Below are 15619 nucleotides of genomic sequence, written 5' to 3'. Positions count from 1 at the left end.
TATAAAATAGATGGTCTTTGTTCCCTGCTGTTGATGGCCTTCGCTAGATTGGCGTGGTTGATGGGGAAAATCGCACGCATGCCCGACAGGATTTCACAGGCGGCCGGAGCCATTCCGCGTTCGACGGAATGGCCGACCGTCATTCTCGCGCTCGTCATCCATGGCGGATTTCTTGCGCTCACCTGGTGGTGGCAATCATTGCCGGCGATCGTGGCCGTCTTCGCGGGCGGCTGGCTGATTGCCTGGCATGGTTCCCTCCAGCACGAGGTTATCCACGGCCATCCGACCCGAAAGCGATGGATAAACGACGCGATCGGATCGATACCGCTGTCGCTCTGGCTGCCGTACCCGATCTACAGGGAAAGCCATCTGGAGCATCATCGCGACGAATATCTGACCGATCCGATCGAGGATCCTGAATCGTCCTATTTCACCAAGGCCGCCTGGCAACAGCTCGGCGCGGCCGGCAGGCTGCTGGCGCGGTGGAACACTACCCTGTTCGGCCGTTTGACCATCGGCCCTGCGGTGATGCTGGTGAGTTTCCTTGGGCAGGAATGGCGGCTGATATGGGCGAACGAACCGGGAAGGCGGCGGATATGGGCGGTGCACGGTGCCGGCGTCGCCGCCGTACTTCTCTGGGCGACGGTCCTCTGCGGCGTGCCGGTCTGGCTTTATCTCGGTTTCGTCTATGTCGGGGCGGCGATGACGCGGCTCAGATCCTATGCCGAGCACAGATATGCCGAAAGCCATGAGGAACGCACCGCCATCGTCGAAAACAGCCACCTCTTCGGCTTGCTGTTCCTCTTTAACAATCTGCACGTCCTCCATCATCGCCGGCCCGGCATTTCCTGGTATCGCCTTCCCAAGATCTATCGCCACAATCGCGAAACGCTTGTTCGCTCCAATGGCGGCCTTGTCTATGACGGCTATTGGGACATTGCCCGTCGCTTCCTCCTGAAGCCGCACGACGATCCGACGCACCCCCGTCATTCATAGAGCCGCGCTCCCGGTGCAGCGAGGGCGCGCTCGTCATGGCACGCGCGCTTGACCGTGAGCTGCCGGGAAGGGCGAAGCGCCTGCCGCGCCGTGGGGCAAGTATAACGGACAGAATTCTGTTATATTGTCTATGTTTGCGCAGTCCTACCGCAACCGTTCCATTCTATTGGAGGAAAAGATAAAGGAAGAATTTTTTATATTGTTTACTGCAAATGGTTCTTTTATCTCCCGCTTCATCGAAACGCGAAACGCCGCTATTTACCGGAGAGAGACGATGAACCCCGCCATGAACATGATGCCGATGATGAACAACATGATGCCCGCCATGATGAACCCGATGATGGGTGGCATGATGCCGATGATGTCGGGCATGCCCATGATGCCTATGATGAATGGCGCGATGATGCCGATGATGATGATGATGGGCTCGATGAAGTGCGCCATGACGGCAGAAGGCATGGTCTGCGAAATGAAGCCGATGGAAGGCATGGACAAGGACATGTTCATGGAATGCTGCAAGCGCATGATGTCCATGATGTCGGGCGGCATGCCCGTGATGATGAATTGCGGCGGCATGATGATGTGCTGCATGATGGCGGCCTGAGCCATTCGCCTCCAGCGCACCTGCAAGATGCGGGGCGCCCAAAGAAATGACCGAAAGCCTTCGGAGACGGGGGCTTTTTGCGTCAGACGCGAACGTCTTCGAGATAGGTCGTCACCAGGTAGAGAATCGCCTCTGTTCCGGTCATGTTTCGGTAGAGGTGAGGCACATCAGCATCGAAAATGACGGCGTCGCCTTCACCGAGGATATGCGGCGCCTGTCTGCCGGCAATGATTTCGACGGTGCCTTGCGCGACGACCAGATTTTCGACCGTTCCATGCTGATGGGCGTCGGCGTTTTCGGTGTGGTGCGGAGCGATCCTTAGCTCGTAGAACTCCACCTTCCTCTCTCCTTCGAAGGGGAAAAGAGCCCGCGTCTGAAAGCGCCCGTCGGAAGAGGCGAGGATCTTCGATTTTGCCCGCGGCACGGCAACGATCGGGGTTTCGCCGCGTTCGGCGATCAGAGCGGCGCAGGGAATGCCGAGTGCAAGCGCGATCTTCGAGAGGATGGTTAAGGTCGGGCTGCTCTTGCCGGTCTCGATCTGGCCGAGCATCGCGCGGCTGACACCGGCGATCTTTGCCAGCCTGTCGAGAGAATAGCCACGCCGAGTGCGAATGCGCCGCAGGTTCTGTCCTGTCTGGGCCGTGATCTCGTCGGCAGTCTCTCTCGCTTCGCCGCCGGAAAGAAGCACTTGATCAGGCGCCATGTCCTGCAATGCCCATGGCCATGACCGGGACGAAACCCCAATACGGGACCCACATGAGGACCGGCTGCATCGCAAAGGATACCGGAGCGAATGGCTTCATCGCATCAGCATGTTTACTGCGCGACTGCCGGTAGGCCTGGAAATCGATGACATCAGCCGTCTGCACTGGCATGGAAAGCTCCCGCTAAAATCTATAAGAAAGCTATAGTTTTTCTGGCAGGAGGGGCAGGACGTCTCGTCCAATCGTCAGGCTCAACCGGAAATCTTATACCAATAATATTCGATCTTGCGGCAAAGCCATTTATGGCGGCGTTCGCAGAGCCTCTTGCCAGGTTCGTCGTAATAGGCGTCCCGTTTTCAGAGGTCTTCACAGCCCTGTTCCCATCGCTGCGGTCTTTGGCCCGAGTGCGCCTCCAGAGATCGCTGATTCCGGATGATGTCGTGATGCATCTTATGCGTGCCGGATCGGTGGCGGATGTTTTTTTCAACGATAAGAGCAACGAGGAACGCTCGTTCCTTTTATCTATCAATTTTGTAGACAATAATTGACCAATCTTAAGAGAGGAAAAACAATGTCAGGTTTCAAACTCGTCGGCATTGCTGGCAGCTTCAATCGGCCTTCCAAGACACTGGCTCTGGTCCGGCATGTCGCCGAACTTGCGACCGATCGATACGGCTTTACGAGCAGGACCTATGATCTGCATGATGTCGGCCCGTCGCTCGGCAGCGCCTTGTGGCGCAAGGACCTTGACGAGCAGGCCAAGCATGTCATCGACGAGATCGTGCAGGCGGATGCCTTGATCGTCGGTTCGCCGACCTACAAGGGTTCCTATCCCGGCCATTTCAAACACCTCATCGATCTGATCGACCCGCATGAACTGCGGGCAAAGCCGATCATCATCACGGCGACCGGCGGCGGCGACCGGCATGCGCTGATGGTCGAGCATCAGCTTCGGCCGCTCTTCGGGTTTTTCATGGCCCATACGTTGCCGACGGCCGTCTACGCCTCCGACCGCGATTTTACCGACTATGCGGTCTCCTCGGACGCGCTTTCGAACCGGATCGGCGAGGTGGTCGGGGAACTGGCTGCTTTCTTCCCTGAGGTGAAGCCGGCGCTGGCGGCGGCCGAATAGGATCGTCGTCATGGTCAGGTTTCAGAAGGTATCCGCCGACGATGCTGAAAAGCCCGGGGCGGGCGAGCAGATGTGGAGCGTCTTTGAATTCGCACGGCGATATCGCCTCGCCAAGCGGGAAGAGAACCGACTGCTGATGCTCTACGGACCGACCGCATCGCTTGGCGATCTTCTTGCCAATGCGCGACGTCATTCGCTGATTTCCTGATGCAGGTTACCCAAAGGTGGGTCGCGGTCTTGAACGACCCGCATCGAACAAAGACCTGAGGCGCGCCGCACGACTCAATTTTGTGTGACGCGCTTTAGCCGAAGAAAATCGGTTCCGGACAGGAGATTCGCATGAAGCTTGATTTCCAATCCTGGCTGAAGCTCGCGGTCGACCGCTTTCATGATCTAAAGCCGGCGGCTGGGCGCAAGCCCGCAAACGAATTGCTCCGTCGCGGCGAAGAGCGGGACTGGTCTGCCCGCGAATACGAACTTCATTATTGGGGCGCGACGCCCGGCCTTTGGTATTGAGGAGGTGACGTGATGGCTATCGTCGTTGAACCCGGCCTCTCTCGGCATCGTGCGAAAAGAGCAGCGGGCAGCATCATGTCGCAATTCCGGAATGCCGCTGGAATCTGCACGACCACGGGCTCCTTCATATTCCTGTTCGCTCTGGTGATCGGGTTGATCCGATGAACGAAGTACTTATCCTTCCCGGTCTGTTCGGCTCGGCAGAAGGACACTGGCAGCGGCACTGGCTGCAGGATCACCCGGACAGTCGTTGCGTCATCCAGGACGACTGGGATCATCCGCACGTCGACAAGTGGTTGTTTCGGCTGGAAAGCGCGCTCGAAGAGGCCGGTGAGGCCTATCTGGTCGCCCATAGTCTCGGATGCCTTCTAGCCGCCAGGCTCGCCGGCCGGAGCGTTGCGCGCCGCGTGAAGGGAGCTTTGCTCGTCGCACCATGCGACCTGCCCGTTACCGAAGTCCTGCATCCTGGACAAATCTCCTTCGGCGATATGCCGACGGCGCCTCTGCCTTTTCCGAGCATCGTCGTCGGCAGCATGAACGACGCCTATATGACCGTCGACCGCCTGGCCCTGTTCGGTCGGCTGTGGAACGCCGAGACCCGGAATATCGGGCTTGCCGGACACATCAATATCGCCAGCGGTTTCGGACGCTGGCGCAACGGCTACCGGCTGCTGGAAGCCTTGAAGACGCGCTCGGGTGCTCGAAAGCGCGCCGTTTCCATGCTGCCGGCTTTTTCGATGTGAGTGGAAGCGCAATGTCCGACATCGTCGCCGATCTCCTGCGGCTCACCGAAGACCCGAATGCCGACCCGCGAAGCAGGCGCCGCCAGACCATCAATCATTTGGTTCAGGCGCTGCTTGCGATGGCCGACAGCCAACTCGGACCGGAAGATGCGCAGAACCGCCATTCGATCATCCATTTGACGACGATCATCCGCGATATGACGGGACGGATCGCCGATGCAGACGACGCGACGTTTTCGGCGATCGTCAGGGAGGCCGCGATGCTGATCCGCAGCCTGGAGCGGCGCCGGGCGGATGCGGCCAAGTTTACGGTGCATTGAACGTGACTGCGATCCGGGAGCGCAAGCAGGCGGTGATCCAGCCAAGCGAGGCCCGCATGTTCGGCGGGAGAGGAATGGCGCTCACCGATGCGCTCGTATCGCTGAGCCTGCGCCCGGAGGCCGACCCAGGTCCGGAGCCGCATCGGACCCCGCTCACCGAAGCGGAGCTGGAGACGCTCGCCATGAGGCTGCTTCTCGAATCCGGCGCGGGACCGGTTTGGGTTTTCGCCTATGGATCACTGATTTGGAAGCCGGATTTCGATGCCATCGAATGGCAGCAGGGTGCGGCGAGGGGATGGCATCGGTCCTTCTGCCTGAAGATGACCCGCTGGCGGGGGACGCAGTCCCAGCCGGGCCTGATGATGGCTCTCGACCGGGGTGGACTTTGCAACGGTATCCTTTTCCGGCTCGCCGATGAGGATCGCCTTGGCCAGCTTCGGCGGCTGATCCGCCGTGAGGTCGGCTCGATCGAGGACGCTGCGACGGTTCGCTGGATTCCGGTCGCGACCGCAGATGGGCTCGTGCGTGCGCTGGTCTTCTGGGCCGGCCCGAAAGGCGAGCGTGTTTCGCGCAAATTGCCGCTGGAGACCGTGGCGCGTGTGCTTGCCAGGGCCTGCGGACATATGGGCTCCTGCGCCGAATATCTATATCTGACGGTGAAGCACCTGGAGGAGCGCGGCATCCGGGACCGCAATCTATGGCGGCTTCAGAAGCTGGTCGCCGACGAACTTGTCGCCATACATGGGCGGACCGGGGCAGCAGGCAATCATTGATATGGCTGCCTGCTGCCTGCCATTCGGTCAGAGCTTGCCTTTCCACGGAACAAGGAAGGTCTCGAGGAAGCGGACGGCGGCGGAAAAGGTGAAGGCGCAGATCGCGATGATGGCGATGCCGACAAAGACGACGTCCGTTGCCAGGAACTGCGAAGCCGACATGATCATGAAGCCGATCCCGCGGGTGGAGGCGATCAGTTCGGCCGCAACCAGCGTGCTCCAGCCGACACCGAGCGCGATGCGGATGCCTGTGAGAATCTCCGGCAGGGCCGAGGGCAGGACGATATCCAGGAAGAGCTGCAGCCGGCTTGCTCCGAGCGAACGGGCGGCATTGACGCGCTCGATCGGCAACGAACGAACGCCGGCCTGAGCCGAGAGGCAGATCGGCGCAAACATCGCAAGCACCAGGAGCGTGATCTTCGACGTCTCTCCGATGCCGAGCCAGATGATCATCAGCGGCAGGTAGGAAAGGGGCGGAAGCGGCCAGTAGAATTCGATCGGCGCGTCGAGCACGCCTTTTGCCCAGCGGTTAAGCCCCATGAGCAAGCCGAGCGGAATGCCCGCGGAGATCGCGATGAGGGCGGCGACCACGATGCGGAACAGGCTCGCAGAGACATGCTCGAAGAGCGATGCCCCGGCATAACCGTCATGATAGATGACGCCGATCTGCGTCAGCACCTCGTCCGGGCGCGGCAGAAACAGGTGCGGAACGACGCCAAGCGCGGCGACGAACCACCACAGCAGCAATATGGCGAGGGCCGTGGCGACGCTGATGGCCACCGTCGATTTCTCGCCTGCGCCGAAGCCGGCCATTTTTACCAGCTTGACCTGGCGATCCTCGGTGTGAGCCGCAATAGGCGGAGCCTGTGTTATATCGCTCATGCGACGCTCCTCAAATCTTCGGTGCTGTGGAGAATGGCGCGTATCTGCTCGCGCAGCTCGGCAAATTCTGGCGAGGCCTTGATCGAGCGGGCATCTCCTGTTTCGGCAAAGCGTGTGACGAAGTCGAGGTCGAAGCGGGCGACGACGCGCCCGGGCCGAGGCGACATGACGAGCACCTGCGTGCCGAGGAACAGGGCCTCTTCGATCGAATGGGTGATGAAGAAAACTTTCTTCGCCGTCTTGTTCCAGACGGAAACCAACAATTCCTGCATCTGCTCGCGCGTCAGGCTGTCGAGCGCGCCGAACGGTTCGTCCATCAGCAGGATGTCGGGATTGGTCGCAAGCGCCCGTGCGATGCCGACGCGCTGACGCATGCCGCCCGACAATTCGTAGGGAAAGGCGCCGGCGAACTCGTCGAGACCAACGAGCCGGAGCAGTTCCAGCGCCTGCGCTTGCCGTTCCTTCCGGCCTACGCCGGCGAATTTCAGCCCGAGCGCGACGTTATCGATGACCGACTTCCAAGGCAGCAGCGAGTCCTTCTGGAACACGACGCCGCGGTCAGCACCCGGACGTTCGACGCTGCGGCCATCGAGCGTGATCCGGCCATCCGAAAGCGGAAGAAAACCGGCAATCGCGTTAAGAAGGGTCGACTTACCGCAGCCCGAGGCTCCGAGTGCGACGACAAAACCGCGTTCGGGAATATCGAAAGACACGCGATCGAGCGCGTGAACGGTCCGCCCGTCGCGGGCAGAGAAGAAAACGCTGGCGTGATCGACTTTCAGCATAGGGGAACTCGCGCGTTAGGCGCCGGCGCGGCAAGCCGCGCCGGCGCCGGGGAGGATCAGTTTGTGGCGCCGGCGAGCGCGTCGGCGGTGACGAAGCTGCCGTAATTGTCCAGCACGCCGGACACCTTGCCCTGCTCCTTCAGGAAGGACGCCGTGTCCTTGAGGATCTTGCCGGCGCCCGCCTTTTCGCCGCCGCCGAGCCAGGCGTCGGAGGCTTGGACTTCGGGGGTGAGCAGCGTCAGGTTCTTCAGGGCCGAAGCCTGCTGCTCAGGCGTGCCGCCGAGAAGCTTGGCGAGAGACTTGGCGTTATCGCTGTCGGGACCCCAGGAGGCTTTGTCCGCCGCGAAGGATGCGTAATATTTGGTGACGACCGAAGCGAAGCTCTTGAGGAAATCCGGATTGTCGGCGGCGAACTTGGAGGTCGCAACCCAGGCGGAAAAGGTCGGTGCACCCTTGTCCGCCACATCCTTGGAGGTCACGAGGACCTTGCCGTTCTTCTTCAGCTCGGTTAGCGCCGGATCCCAGACGAAGCCGCCGTCGATATCGCCTCGATTATAGCTTGCGACGATTTCCGGCTGGGGGATGGCGAAGACCTGGACGTCTTTTTCGGTCAGGCCCAGCGATTTGATCAGTGCCAGCAGCTGATAGTGATCCGTCGACACTGGCGCGGCGGCAAGCTTCTTGCCCTTCAGATCGTTCAGGCTGTCGATGCCGGAGCCATTACGGACGATAAGAGCCTCGTCGATCCCCGAGATGGATGCCAGGTAGAAGGCTTTGACCTCGAGCCCGCGCGATACCGCGGCCGCGAACGGGCTGGAGCCGACATAGCCGACCTGGACATCGCCCGAGGCGATGGCTGCAAAGATCTCAGCCCCCGAATTGAACTTGCGGAAGTCGATTTCATAACCGGTCGCCTTGGCAAATTCGCCATTGGCGATCGCGACCGAAGACGGCAGCGCGTCGGTTTGATAGCCGACGACGACCTTTTTATCCGCCGCCTCGGCGACGAAAGCCGTTGCAAGTGTTCCGACGCCGACGGCGATCGCGGCAATCAAATTTCTGAAATTCATCTTGAGCCCCTTTGTTCAGGGCCACATCCGGCCCTTGATCTCACCCTCAAAAGCCTAACGGGTGAGAATGGGCTAGCGGGAGAAATAACAAACTATATTTATAGACAATGGAGATATTTGTTTTCGCGATTCTGCCGCTGGCGCGGTCTCAGGGCCGAGTGAGCGGCAGAAGCCAAGGTGTGGACCGTCAGGGAGAATGCGTTGATATATGATGTTATCGTGGTCGGATCCGGTTTTTCGGCGATAGCCGTGACCTGCAATCTCATCGAGCAGCTTCCCGCTTCGGCGACGGTCGCCGTCGTAGGCGATGATCCCGGCTTCGGCCGCGGCACGGCATACCGGACGGAACTTTACCTCCACCGCCTCAACGTACCCGCGGGCCGAATGAGCCTGCTGCCGCATCAGCCCGACGACTTTGTCGACTGGTTGAAAAATCGCGGGCGGCGGCTGCAGGCCGGCGATTTCGCCTCGCGCAGCGATTACGGCCTCTATGTCAGGGATACACTCGCGCAGCTGCTTCGGAAGCGGGACGGCCGCTGTCGGGTTGATTTCATCCGGGCCAAAGCGGCGGGATGCGTGGAACGTTACAACAGCACTTTGGCCTTCCATCTCGGCAATGGCGACGAGATTGCCGGCAGGAACGTGGTGCTCTGCCTCGGCGTCGGCAACGCCAAGCTGCCGGTCGACCCGGCGGCCGTACCGCTGTCGATGCGGCCGCGCATCATCGAGAACCCCTGGCGGCTCTCCTGGCTGGGACGCGTCGCATCGTCCGATAAGGTCTGCATCCTCGGTTCTGGCCTGACGATGATCGATCAGGTTCTGGCTCTGCGTGCTCACGGCCATAGGGGCAGGATTGACGTGCTTTCGCGCCGCGGGCTTGCGCCGCTCGGGCATGCGAGAAATCCTCCCGCGCCTCTGCCGATTGACGTTGAGGCGCTTCCCACGACGATCAGCGGCATATTGAAGAGCTTGCGGGCAAAGAGCAGGTCGGTCGACGACTGGCGAAGCGTGATGGATGGCCTGAGACCTCAAACACAGGCTCTCTGGCAGCGGCTTTCAAACACGGAGCGGGCCCGCTTCCTCAGGCATGCGCTTCCCTGGTGGAACATCCACCGTCACCGCGTCGCGCCCGACGTGTTCGACAGGTTCGACCAACTTGTCTCGGAAGGAACCGTTCGATTCCACGCCGGCTTCCTGAAATCGCTCGAGGCCGAGGAGGGCAGGCTCGTCGCCGGATACAGGGTCAGAGCTACAAGCGATCTCGCCGAAATCAAGACGGATTGGCTGATCAACTGCACGGGAATGGAGCGCGCCGGCATCAGCCATTCACCGCTTTTGCAGGAAATGAACCGGTCTCAGCTGATCGCCGCCGATCCTCTCGGCCTCGGCATTCAGGTGAATGCTGCTTCCGAGGTTATAGGGTCATCCCGGATCTCGCCTGTCCGGCTGTTTGCGGTGGGCGCCTTGACGGCGGGACAATTCTGGGAAATTACCGCCGTCCCCGACATTCGGGTGCAGGCCAAAGCCGTGGTCGAAGCGATCGTTGCGAGGCAGTCGGCGCCCGAGGCTTAGACCGACTATCCGCAGGCTCGGTTCGGTGCTGTTGAATTGCCGGCCGCAGCGTCAACGCGGGCCGTAGCCGCCGGCGCGGGTCTTGCCGCGACGGTCTACGACATTACTTTTTTCGGCAACAATATTCATGTCTCCACGGAGACGGTGACAGGCGAGGCGCTTTCGGTCCGTTTGCCGTTCGGTCATGAGGCTATTGCCGGGCTCAATCGCGGAGATATAGTCCATCTGGATTTCGATCCCGGCGCCGCTCACGTATTCTGCTGAAAGTTGTCCCATGAAGCTCAATGATCCCTCGCTGTTCCGTCAGGCCTGTCCCATCGCCGATCGCTGGATCGAAGCAGAAGGGCGCCGGGCGGCCATGGTCCGCAATCCGGCGACAGGTGAGGTGCTGGGCGCGGTCCCTGACTTCGGCGCGGCGGAAACGGAAGAGGCCATCCAGGCTGCCGTGGTCGCGCAGAAGCTTTGGGCAAAGAAGACGGCCGGCGAGCGCGCCGCCGTTCTCAAGACCTGGCACCGCCTGATGATCGAAAACCGCGACGATCTGGCGATGATCCTGACGCTGGAGCAGGGAAAGCCGCTGGCCGAAGCCAAGGGAGAGATCACCTATGGTGCGAGCTTCATCGAATGGTTTGCCGAAGAGGCAAGACGCATCAACGGCGAGACCATACCGGGACATCAGCCGGACAAGCGGATCCTCGTCCTGCGCCAGCCGGCCGGCGTGGTGGCGGCGATCACGCCCTGGAATTTCCCCAACGCGATGATCACCCGCAAGATCGGCCCCGCGCTTGCCGCCGGCTGCGCCGTCGTTCTCAAACCGGCGCTGCAGACGCCGTTCTCCGCGATCGCGATCGCCGTTCTCGCGGAGCGCGCCGGCCTGCCGGCGGGGCTTCTCAATATCGTCACGGGTGACGCCGCCGCAATCGGCGGAGCGATGACCGCAAGCCGCGACGTCCGGGTCCTGACATTCACGGGCTCCACCCGGACGGGCGAGCTACTTTACCGGCAATGTGCGCCTACGATCAAGAAACTCGGTCTCGAACTCGGCGGCAATGCGCCCTTCATCGTCTTCGACGACGCCGATCTCGACGCTGCGGTCGAAGGCGCGATCATTGCTAAGTTCCGCAACAACGGCCAGACCTGCGTCTGCGCCAACCGGCTCTATGTCCAGGACGGCGTCTACGAGGCATTTGCCGACAAGCTGGCCGCGGCCGTTTCGGCATTGAAGGTCGGCAATGGTCTTGAACGTGACGTCGTGCTTGGGCCGCTCATCGACGACAACGCTGTCGCTAAGGTCGAGAGCCATATTCAGGACGCCGTTGCAAAAGGCGCGGGCGTCATTTCAGGCGGCAAGCGCCACGCACTTGGGGGTCATTTCTTCGAACCGACGATCCTGCGCGACGTCAACGCCGGCATGCAGGTCGCGCGCGAGGAAACTTTCGGGCCGCTCGCCCCGCTTTTCCGTTTCCGCGACGAAGAGGACGTCATCGAGCAGGCGAACGATACAGAGTTCGGCCTGGCTTCCTATTTTTACGCGCGCGACTTGTCGCGGGTCTTCCGCGTCGCCGAAGCGCTGGAATATGGGATGGTCGGCGTCAATACCGGTCTCGTCTCGACGGCGGAAGCGCCGTTCGGCGGCGTCAAGATGTCGGGTCTCGGCCGCGAGGGGTCAAAGCACGGCTTGGACGAATATACCGAACTCAAATATGTATGCCTGGGCGGCATCGCCTGAGCCGGTCGACACTCGCGCTTCCCACGGAAATCCTATTGACGAAGCTTTGTGCCGCCAGGGACCTACTTCGCAAATCGCTGCCGTCACATAATCGGAGATGACGCCGCCGAGCGCAGAGATAATCCGAGCTGTGCCAGGCTATGTGTCGCGTTGACGAACGCAGCAATCTTGCGGGGGAGAGCAGAGGAATGGCCAGCTGGATTGTTCAGGAGGCGCAGTCGCCGTTACTCGATCGAAAGATGGTCGGCCAGCAAGGCCGCCGTTCCAAGCACCCCTGCGGCAAGAACGGAAAATGACGACCAACCGGCTGTGGCGACTGTCCAGCCTACCTCTCGCGCCGCTGCGTCCCGGCCGGTTCCAGGACAGATAGGTTCAATAGTGACGAATATTGACAATATTTGCTACGCTAACCCACGATCAGACGAACGAAAGAGTATGCCCGTGGCATCCGGTAGTATTCATGTGAAGGTCAGCGAGAAATTCCAGGATAATAACCAGCAGCAGGTTGGCGACGACGGCCTTCATGGAAACGCCGACGAGCATATCCGTGCCCTCGTTCGCCGCGACCTGCAGACCCGTGATAAGGCCTGGGATTTGCTGCAAGGGGAACTCGCGCCGGCCATGCGGGCTGAAGACAGCGAATTCGTCGCGGTTTCGGCCAAAGACGTCATCCGCCGCAACAAGCGCCGATAGCCTGATGGTGACAATTTGATTTTATCCGCGCCGACGACGCGCAGGACAAGATTTGGCCCGACACGGTTGAGGCGTGGCGAGAGAAGCAGGCGGACGCCTATATTCTCGGACTGCACGCGTATTTGCAGCGTTTGTGCCAGGATCGGCCCACCAGGCGACAGCTTCCACAACGTCTGGCGGTTCCGGCAGACATCAAGCGTTCAGTCAATTTCGGTCGTTACGAGCATCACCATGTGTTCTTTCGCGAGCTTAAGAACGGCGATCTTGGTATCATGAGCATTCTTCAAGAACGGATGAATCTGCCGGTCCGGCTCAAAGAGGATCTGGCGGCTCTCTTGAACAAGCAGCCATGAGGCGCGGATCTTCGGTCGTTAGGGTTGCTTCTCGAGGAGGGGCTTTAGCCCGGTCTCAGAACCGGTGTTCCGCTCCCTCCATCGGATTTGCCCAGACCGTCATGCCTGATGCAAACGGCGTCTCGCCTTCGGCGCGCACGATCATTTCGCCGAGTTCGGGGACATCGAGATAGAGGATCGCGTCGGCGCCGAGCCGTTCCACATGTCGGATTCTGCCTTGCCACTGGCCGGTGCCTTCCGAAAGCCTGACATGTTCCGGGCGGATGCCGTAGGTCGTGCAGTTCATTCGCCGTGCCGTCTCGCCGCCATAGAGGTTCATTTTCGGGCTGCCGATGAAGCCGGCGACGAAGGGTGTGGCGGGATTGCGGTAGAGCTCCATCGGGCTGCCGATCTGCTCGACGGCGCCGCCGTTCAAAACGACGATCTTGTCGGCCATCGTCATCGCCTCGACCTGGTCGTGGGTGACATAGATCATCGTCGAGTTCAGGCGGGCGTGGAGTTCCGAGATCTCCAGGCGCATCTGTGCCCGGAGCGAGGCATCGAGATTGGAGAGCGGCTCGTCGAACAGGAAAACCTTGGGATCCCGCACGATTGCCCGGCCGATGGCGACGCGCTGCCGCTGGCCGCCGGAAAGCGCTTTCGGCTTTCTCTGCAGCAGATGAGTGAGCTGAAGCGTTTCGGCTGCCGCCGCGACCTTCTCGGCGATTTCAGCCTTCGGGCGGCGGGCGAGCGAAAGCCCGAAACCGATATTCTCGGCAACCGTCATATGCGGGTAAAGCGCATAGCTCTGGAACACCATGGCGATGCCCCGCTCGGAAGGTTCCGCATAGGTCACGTCCTTGCCGCCGATGGTCAGCCTACCCGAGGTCGTCTCTTCCAGGCCGGCGATGATGCGCAGCAGCGTCGACTTCCCGCATCCCGATGGGCCGACGAAAACGACGAATTCGCCGGAGGCAACCTCAAGATCGACTCCTTTGATGACTTCGAGTGCGCCGAAGCTCTTGCGAACCTGTTTGAGAGTGAGCTCAGCCATTTTGCTACCCTTTGACTCCGCCTGACGTCATGCCCGCGACGATCTGGCGGTTGAAGAAGATGAAGACGATCAGCGGCGGGATCGTTACGAGGAGGATGTTCATGAAGAGCAGATTGTACTGGCTCGAATACATGCTCTGGAAATTATAGAGCGTCAGCTGCACCGTCACGTTCTCCTTGCCCGGCAGGTAATAGAGAGGATTGGTGAAATCGTTGAAGATCGCGATCGACTGGACGACGATATTGGTCACGGTCACCGGCTTCAGCAGCGGCAGGACCACGCGGAAGAAGATCTGCCGGGGCTTGGCGCCGTCGATCAGCGCCGCCTCGTCGAGATCGCGCGGGATGGTCGAAATGAACGACCGATAGAGCAGGACCGAAAAGGAGAGATTATAGGCAACCTGGATCAGGATCATCCCGGTCATGGTCTTGAAGAGGCCGATGTCCTGCAAAAGGCCGATGGTGGGAACAACGGCCGGCGGCATCATCAGGCCCATGAACAGCGCAGCGAAGGCCACGCGGTTCCATGCGGTCTTGCGGCGCTGCATCACATATCCGACCATCGCCGACAGCAGGATCAGGATAGTGACGGAAACGACCGTGATCAGAGTCGAATTGAAATAGGCGAGCACGAGCTGATAGTCGCGTGCCTTGAAGACGGCGACGAGATTGTCCCAGAACAGCCAATGCTCAGGAAGTTCGAAATCGAGGCGGGAGGCCTCCGATTTGGATTTCACCGCCTGCAGAGCGACGAAAACGAAAGGCATGACGAAGATGACCGCCCCGACGGCAAGGGCGATTGCACCCGTCACATAGGGTCGGACGCTTCTCATTCCTCGACCTCGCGCCGGTTGAACCATAGGGTGAAGGGCAGGATGATCACGGCGATCAGCGCGAACAGGATGACGTTTCCGGCCGTCGACAGACCATAAAAACCAGCCTGATACTGTTTATAGATGACCGAGGCGATCACATCGGAGGAGAAGCCGGGGCCGCCGCGGGTCATGGCCCAGATCAGGTCGAAGGATCGCAAGCCGCCGATCAGCGACAATGTCACGACGATGACGGTGGCAGGGCGCACGAGCGGCAGGGTGATCCGAACGAATTGCTGGAGCCGTGTGGCGCCGTCGATCCTGGCGGCCTCATAATAGTCGGGACTGATCGCAGCAAGGCCGGCGATGAAGATCAGGGTGGCAAGGCCGACCCCCTTCCAAACATCGACCAGGGCCACCGAAAAAAGCGCGAGCGTCGGATTGGTCAGCCATCCCGGCCCCGGCATTCCAAGCGTCTCAAGCGTAACATTGATGATGCCCTTGGTCGGATGCATCATGACCGTGAAGGTGATGCCGATGCCGATCGTCGAAACCAGCACGGGAAAGAAGACCAGCGTGCGCAGAAAGCCGCGGGCGAAGATATTGCTGGTGAGCAGCACGGCCAGCAGCAGTCCGCAGACCGTTTTCAGGCCGGATGTCGTCACCGCGTAGATCACGGTGTTGATCAGCCCCTTGACCAGGAACGGTTCGGAAAAGAACTGCTGGAAATTTTCAAGCCCGATAAATTGGGCTGTCGAGAGATCCCAGCGCGTCAGGCTGTACCAGAGAGACGATATGGTCGGAAAAAGGAACAGCACGCCGTAAATGATGGCGGCGGGGATAAAAAACCATAGGGGGTAGGGCGAATTGCGCGAGCGCGGGCGTATCTCGGTCATGACTACC

The 15619-nt window shown here is 60.5% G+C and carries 19 protein-coding genes and 2 pseudogenes; 12 read left to right on the top strand and 9 right to left on the bottom strand.

Features of this window, described 5'->3' with window-relative positions; genetic code table 11:
• Nucleotides 1-78 precede the first annotated feature (78 nt).
• Together CO660_RS13025 and CO660_RS33310 are read left to right on the top strand one after the other, a co-directional pair.
• Complete coding sequence (locus CO660_RS13025; RefSeq protein ID WP_097599047.1) at nucleotides 79-996, top strand: fatty acid desaturase; 918 nt, start codon at nucleotides 79-81, stop codon at nucleotides 994-996.
• Nucleotides 997-1120: 124 nt separating this feature from the next.
• Nucleotides 1121-1600, top strand: coding sequence for a hypothetical protein (locus tag CO660_RS33310; protein ID WP_176536284.1), 480 nt, complete (start codon nucleotides 1121-1123; stop codon nucleotides 1598-1600).
• 82 nt (nucleotides 1601-1682) lie between these two features.
• Here the strand turns inward: CO660_RS33310 and CO660_RS13015 are convergent, their stop codons facing one another.
• Nucleotides 1683-2303, bottom strand: coding sequence for an XRE family transcriptional regulator (locus tag CO660_RS13015; RefSeq protein WP_097599045.1), 621 nt, complete (start codon nucleotides 2301-2303; stop codon nucleotides 1683-1685).
• On the bottom strand, nucleotides 2293-2475 hold the full coding sequence (locus CO660_RS13010) for a hypothetical protein (protein WP_097599044.1): 183 nt from the start codon (nucleotides 2473-2475) through the stop codon (nucleotides 2293-2295). The genes CO660_RS13015 and CO660_RS13010 overlap by 11 nt, the downstream gene beginning before the upstream one ends.
• 400 nt (nucleotides 2476-2875) lie before the next feature.
• Here CO660_RS13010 and msuE point away from each other — a divergent pair, with 400 nt between their 5' ends.
• The 6 genes from msuE to CO660_RS12980 all read left to right on the top strand — a co-directional run bounded on the left by msuE (nucleotide 2876) and on the right by CO660_RS12980 (nucleotide 5788).
• A complete protein-coding gene (gene msuE / locus CO660_RS13000) occupies nucleotides 2876-3436 on the top strand; it encodes an FMN reductase (RefSeq protein WP_085780813.1) in 561 nt (186 codons plus the stop codon).
• Between the two features lie 10 nt (nucleotides 3437-3446).
• Complete coding sequence (locus tag CO660_RS12995; RefSeq protein WP_097599042.1) at nucleotides 3447-3644, top strand: hypothetical protein; 198 nt, start codon at nucleotides 3447-3449, stop codon at nucleotides 3642-3644.
• A 131-nt stretch (nucleotides 3645-3775) separates the two neighbouring features.
• Nucleotides 3776-3952, top strand: coding sequence for a hypothetical protein (locus CO660_RS33305; RefSeq protein WP_176536283.1), 177 nt, complete (start codon nucleotides 3776-3778; stop codon nucleotides 3950-3952).
• A 161-nt stretch (nucleotides 3953-4113) separates the two neighbouring features.
• Complete coding sequence (locus CO660_RS12990; RefSeq protein ID WP_097599041.1) at nucleotides 4114-4695, top strand: alpha/beta fold hydrolase; 582 nt, start codon at nucleotides 4114-4116, stop codon at nucleotides 4693-4695.
• Between the two features lie 11 nt (nucleotides 4696-4706).
• The gene (locus CO660_RS12985; RefSeq protein WP_097599040.1) at nucleotides 4707-5015 is read left to right on the top strand and encodes a hypothetical protein; all 309 of its coding nucleotides are present in this window, start codon (nucleotides 4707-4709) and stop codon (nucleotides 5013-5015) included.
• A gap of 2 nt (nucleotides 5016-5017) precedes the next feature.
• Nucleotides 5018-5788: a gamma-glutamylcyclotransferase gene (locus CO660_RS12980; protein ID WP_097599170.1), complete on the top strand. Its 771-nt coding sequence runs from the start codon at nucleotides 5018-5020 to the stop codon at nucleotides 5786-5788.
• Nucleotides 5789-5815: 27 nt separating this feature from the next.
• On the opposite strand, the gene CO660_RS12975 is transcribed toward CO660_RS12980, so the two are convergent.
• The 3 genes from CO660_RS12975 to tauA are packed head-to-tail and all read right to left on the bottom strand — an operon-like array spanning nucleotide 5816 to nucleotide 8525.
• Nucleotides 5816-6670 carry an ABC transporter permease subunit gene (locus CO660_RS12975; RefSeq protein WP_097599039.1) on the bottom strand — a complete coding sequence of 285 codons (855 nt, stop codon included), beginning with the start codon at nucleotides 6668-6670 and terminating at the stop codon, nucleotides 5816-5818.
• Nucleotides 6667-7455 carry an ABC transporter ATP-binding protein gene (locus CO660_RS12970; RefSeq protein ID WP_097599038.1) on the bottom strand — a complete coding sequence of 263 codons (789 nt, stop codon included), beginning with the start codon at nucleotides 7453-7455 and terminating at the stop codon, nucleotides 6667-6669. Before CO660_RS12970 ends, CO660_RS12975 begins: the two co-directional genes overlap by 4 nt.
• Before the next feature lie 56 nt (nucleotides 7456-7511).
• Complete coding sequence (tauA, locus tag CO660_RS12965) at nucleotides 7512-8525, bottom strand: taurine ABC transporter substrate-binding protein (protein ID WP_097599037.1); 1014 nt, start codon at nucleotides 8523-8525, stop codon at nucleotides 7512-7514.
• A gap of 201 nt (nucleotides 8526-8726) precedes the next feature.
• On the opposite strand from tauA, the gene CO660_RS12960 reads away from it, so the two are divergent.
• From CO660_RS12960 to CO660_RS12950, 3 genes and pseudogenes are all read left to right on the top strand, one after another.
• Nucleotides 8727-10097, top strand: coding sequence for an FAD/NAD(P)-binding protein (locus tag CO660_RS12960; protein WP_097599036.1), 1371 nt, complete (start codon nucleotides 8727-8729; stop codon nucleotides 10095-10097).
• A gap of 66 nt (nucleotides 10098-10163) precedes the next feature.
• Nucleotides 10164-10361, top strand: a pseudogene (locus CO660_RS12955) (TOBE domain-containing protein); the annotation flags it as partial.
• Nucleotides 10362-10371: 10 nt separating this feature from the next.
• Nucleotides 10372-11826 carry an NAD-dependent succinate-semialdehyde dehydrogenase gene (locus tag CO660_RS12950; protein ID WP_097599035.1) on the top strand — a complete coding sequence of 485 codons (1455 nt, stop codon included), beginning with the start codon at nucleotides 10372-10374 and terminating at the stop codon, nucleotides 11824-11826.
• A gap of 19 nt (nucleotides 11827-11845) precedes the next feature.
• Here CO660_RS12950 and CO660_RS33810 read toward each other — a convergent pair.
• Nucleotides 11846-12152, bottom strand: a pseudogene (locus CO660_RS33810) (FAD-dependent oxidoreductase); the annotation flags it as partial.
• A gap of 115 nt (nucleotides 12153-12267) precedes the next feature.
• Here CO660_RS33810 and CO660_RS12940 point away from each other — a divergent pair.
• Nucleotides 12268-12519 (top strand): transcriptional regulator, encoded by a 252-nt coding sequence (locus CO660_RS12940; protein ID WP_097599169.1) that lies wholly within the window; start codon nucleotides 12268-12270, stop codon nucleotides 12517-12519.
• A 408-nt stretch (nucleotides 12520-12927) separates the two neighbouring features.
• Here the strand turns inward: CO660_RS12940 and ugpC are convergent, their stop codons facing one another.
• From ugpC to CO660_RS12920, 3 genes are read right to left on the bottom strand one after another with little or no spacing between them, the layout of a single operon-like run.
• A complete protein-coding gene (gene ugpC / locus CO660_RS12930) occupies nucleotides 12928-13905 on the bottom strand; it encodes a sn-glycerol-3-phosphate ABC transporter ATP-binding protein UgpC (RefSeq protein ID WP_097599033.1) in 978 nt (325 codons plus the stop codon).
• 4 nt (nucleotides 13906-13909) lie between these two features.
• Nucleotides 13910-14737: a carbohydrate ABC transporter permease gene (locus tag CO660_RS12925; protein WP_097599032.1), complete on the bottom strand. Its 828-nt coding sequence runs from the start codon at nucleotides 14735-14737 to the stop codon at nucleotides 13910-13912.
• Nucleotides 14734-15612 (bottom strand): sugar ABC transporter permease, encoded by an 879-nt coding sequence (locus CO660_RS12920; RefSeq protein ID WP_097599031.1) that lies wholly within the window; start codon nucleotides 15610-15612, stop codon nucleotides 14734-14736. The genes CO660_RS12925 and CO660_RS12920 overlap by 4 nt, the downstream gene beginning before the upstream one ends.
• Between the last annotated feature and the right edge of the window lie 7 nt (nucleotides 15613-15619).

It is taken from the genome of Rhizobium sp. L9, from assembly GCF_002531885.1.
Classification (GTDB): Bacteria; Pseudomonadota; Alphaproteobacteria; order Rhizobiales; family Rhizobiaceae; genus Rhizobium.
The sequence above is the reverse complement of the archived record's forward strand: the minus strand, read 5'-3'. Positions and strand labels throughout refer to the sequence as shown.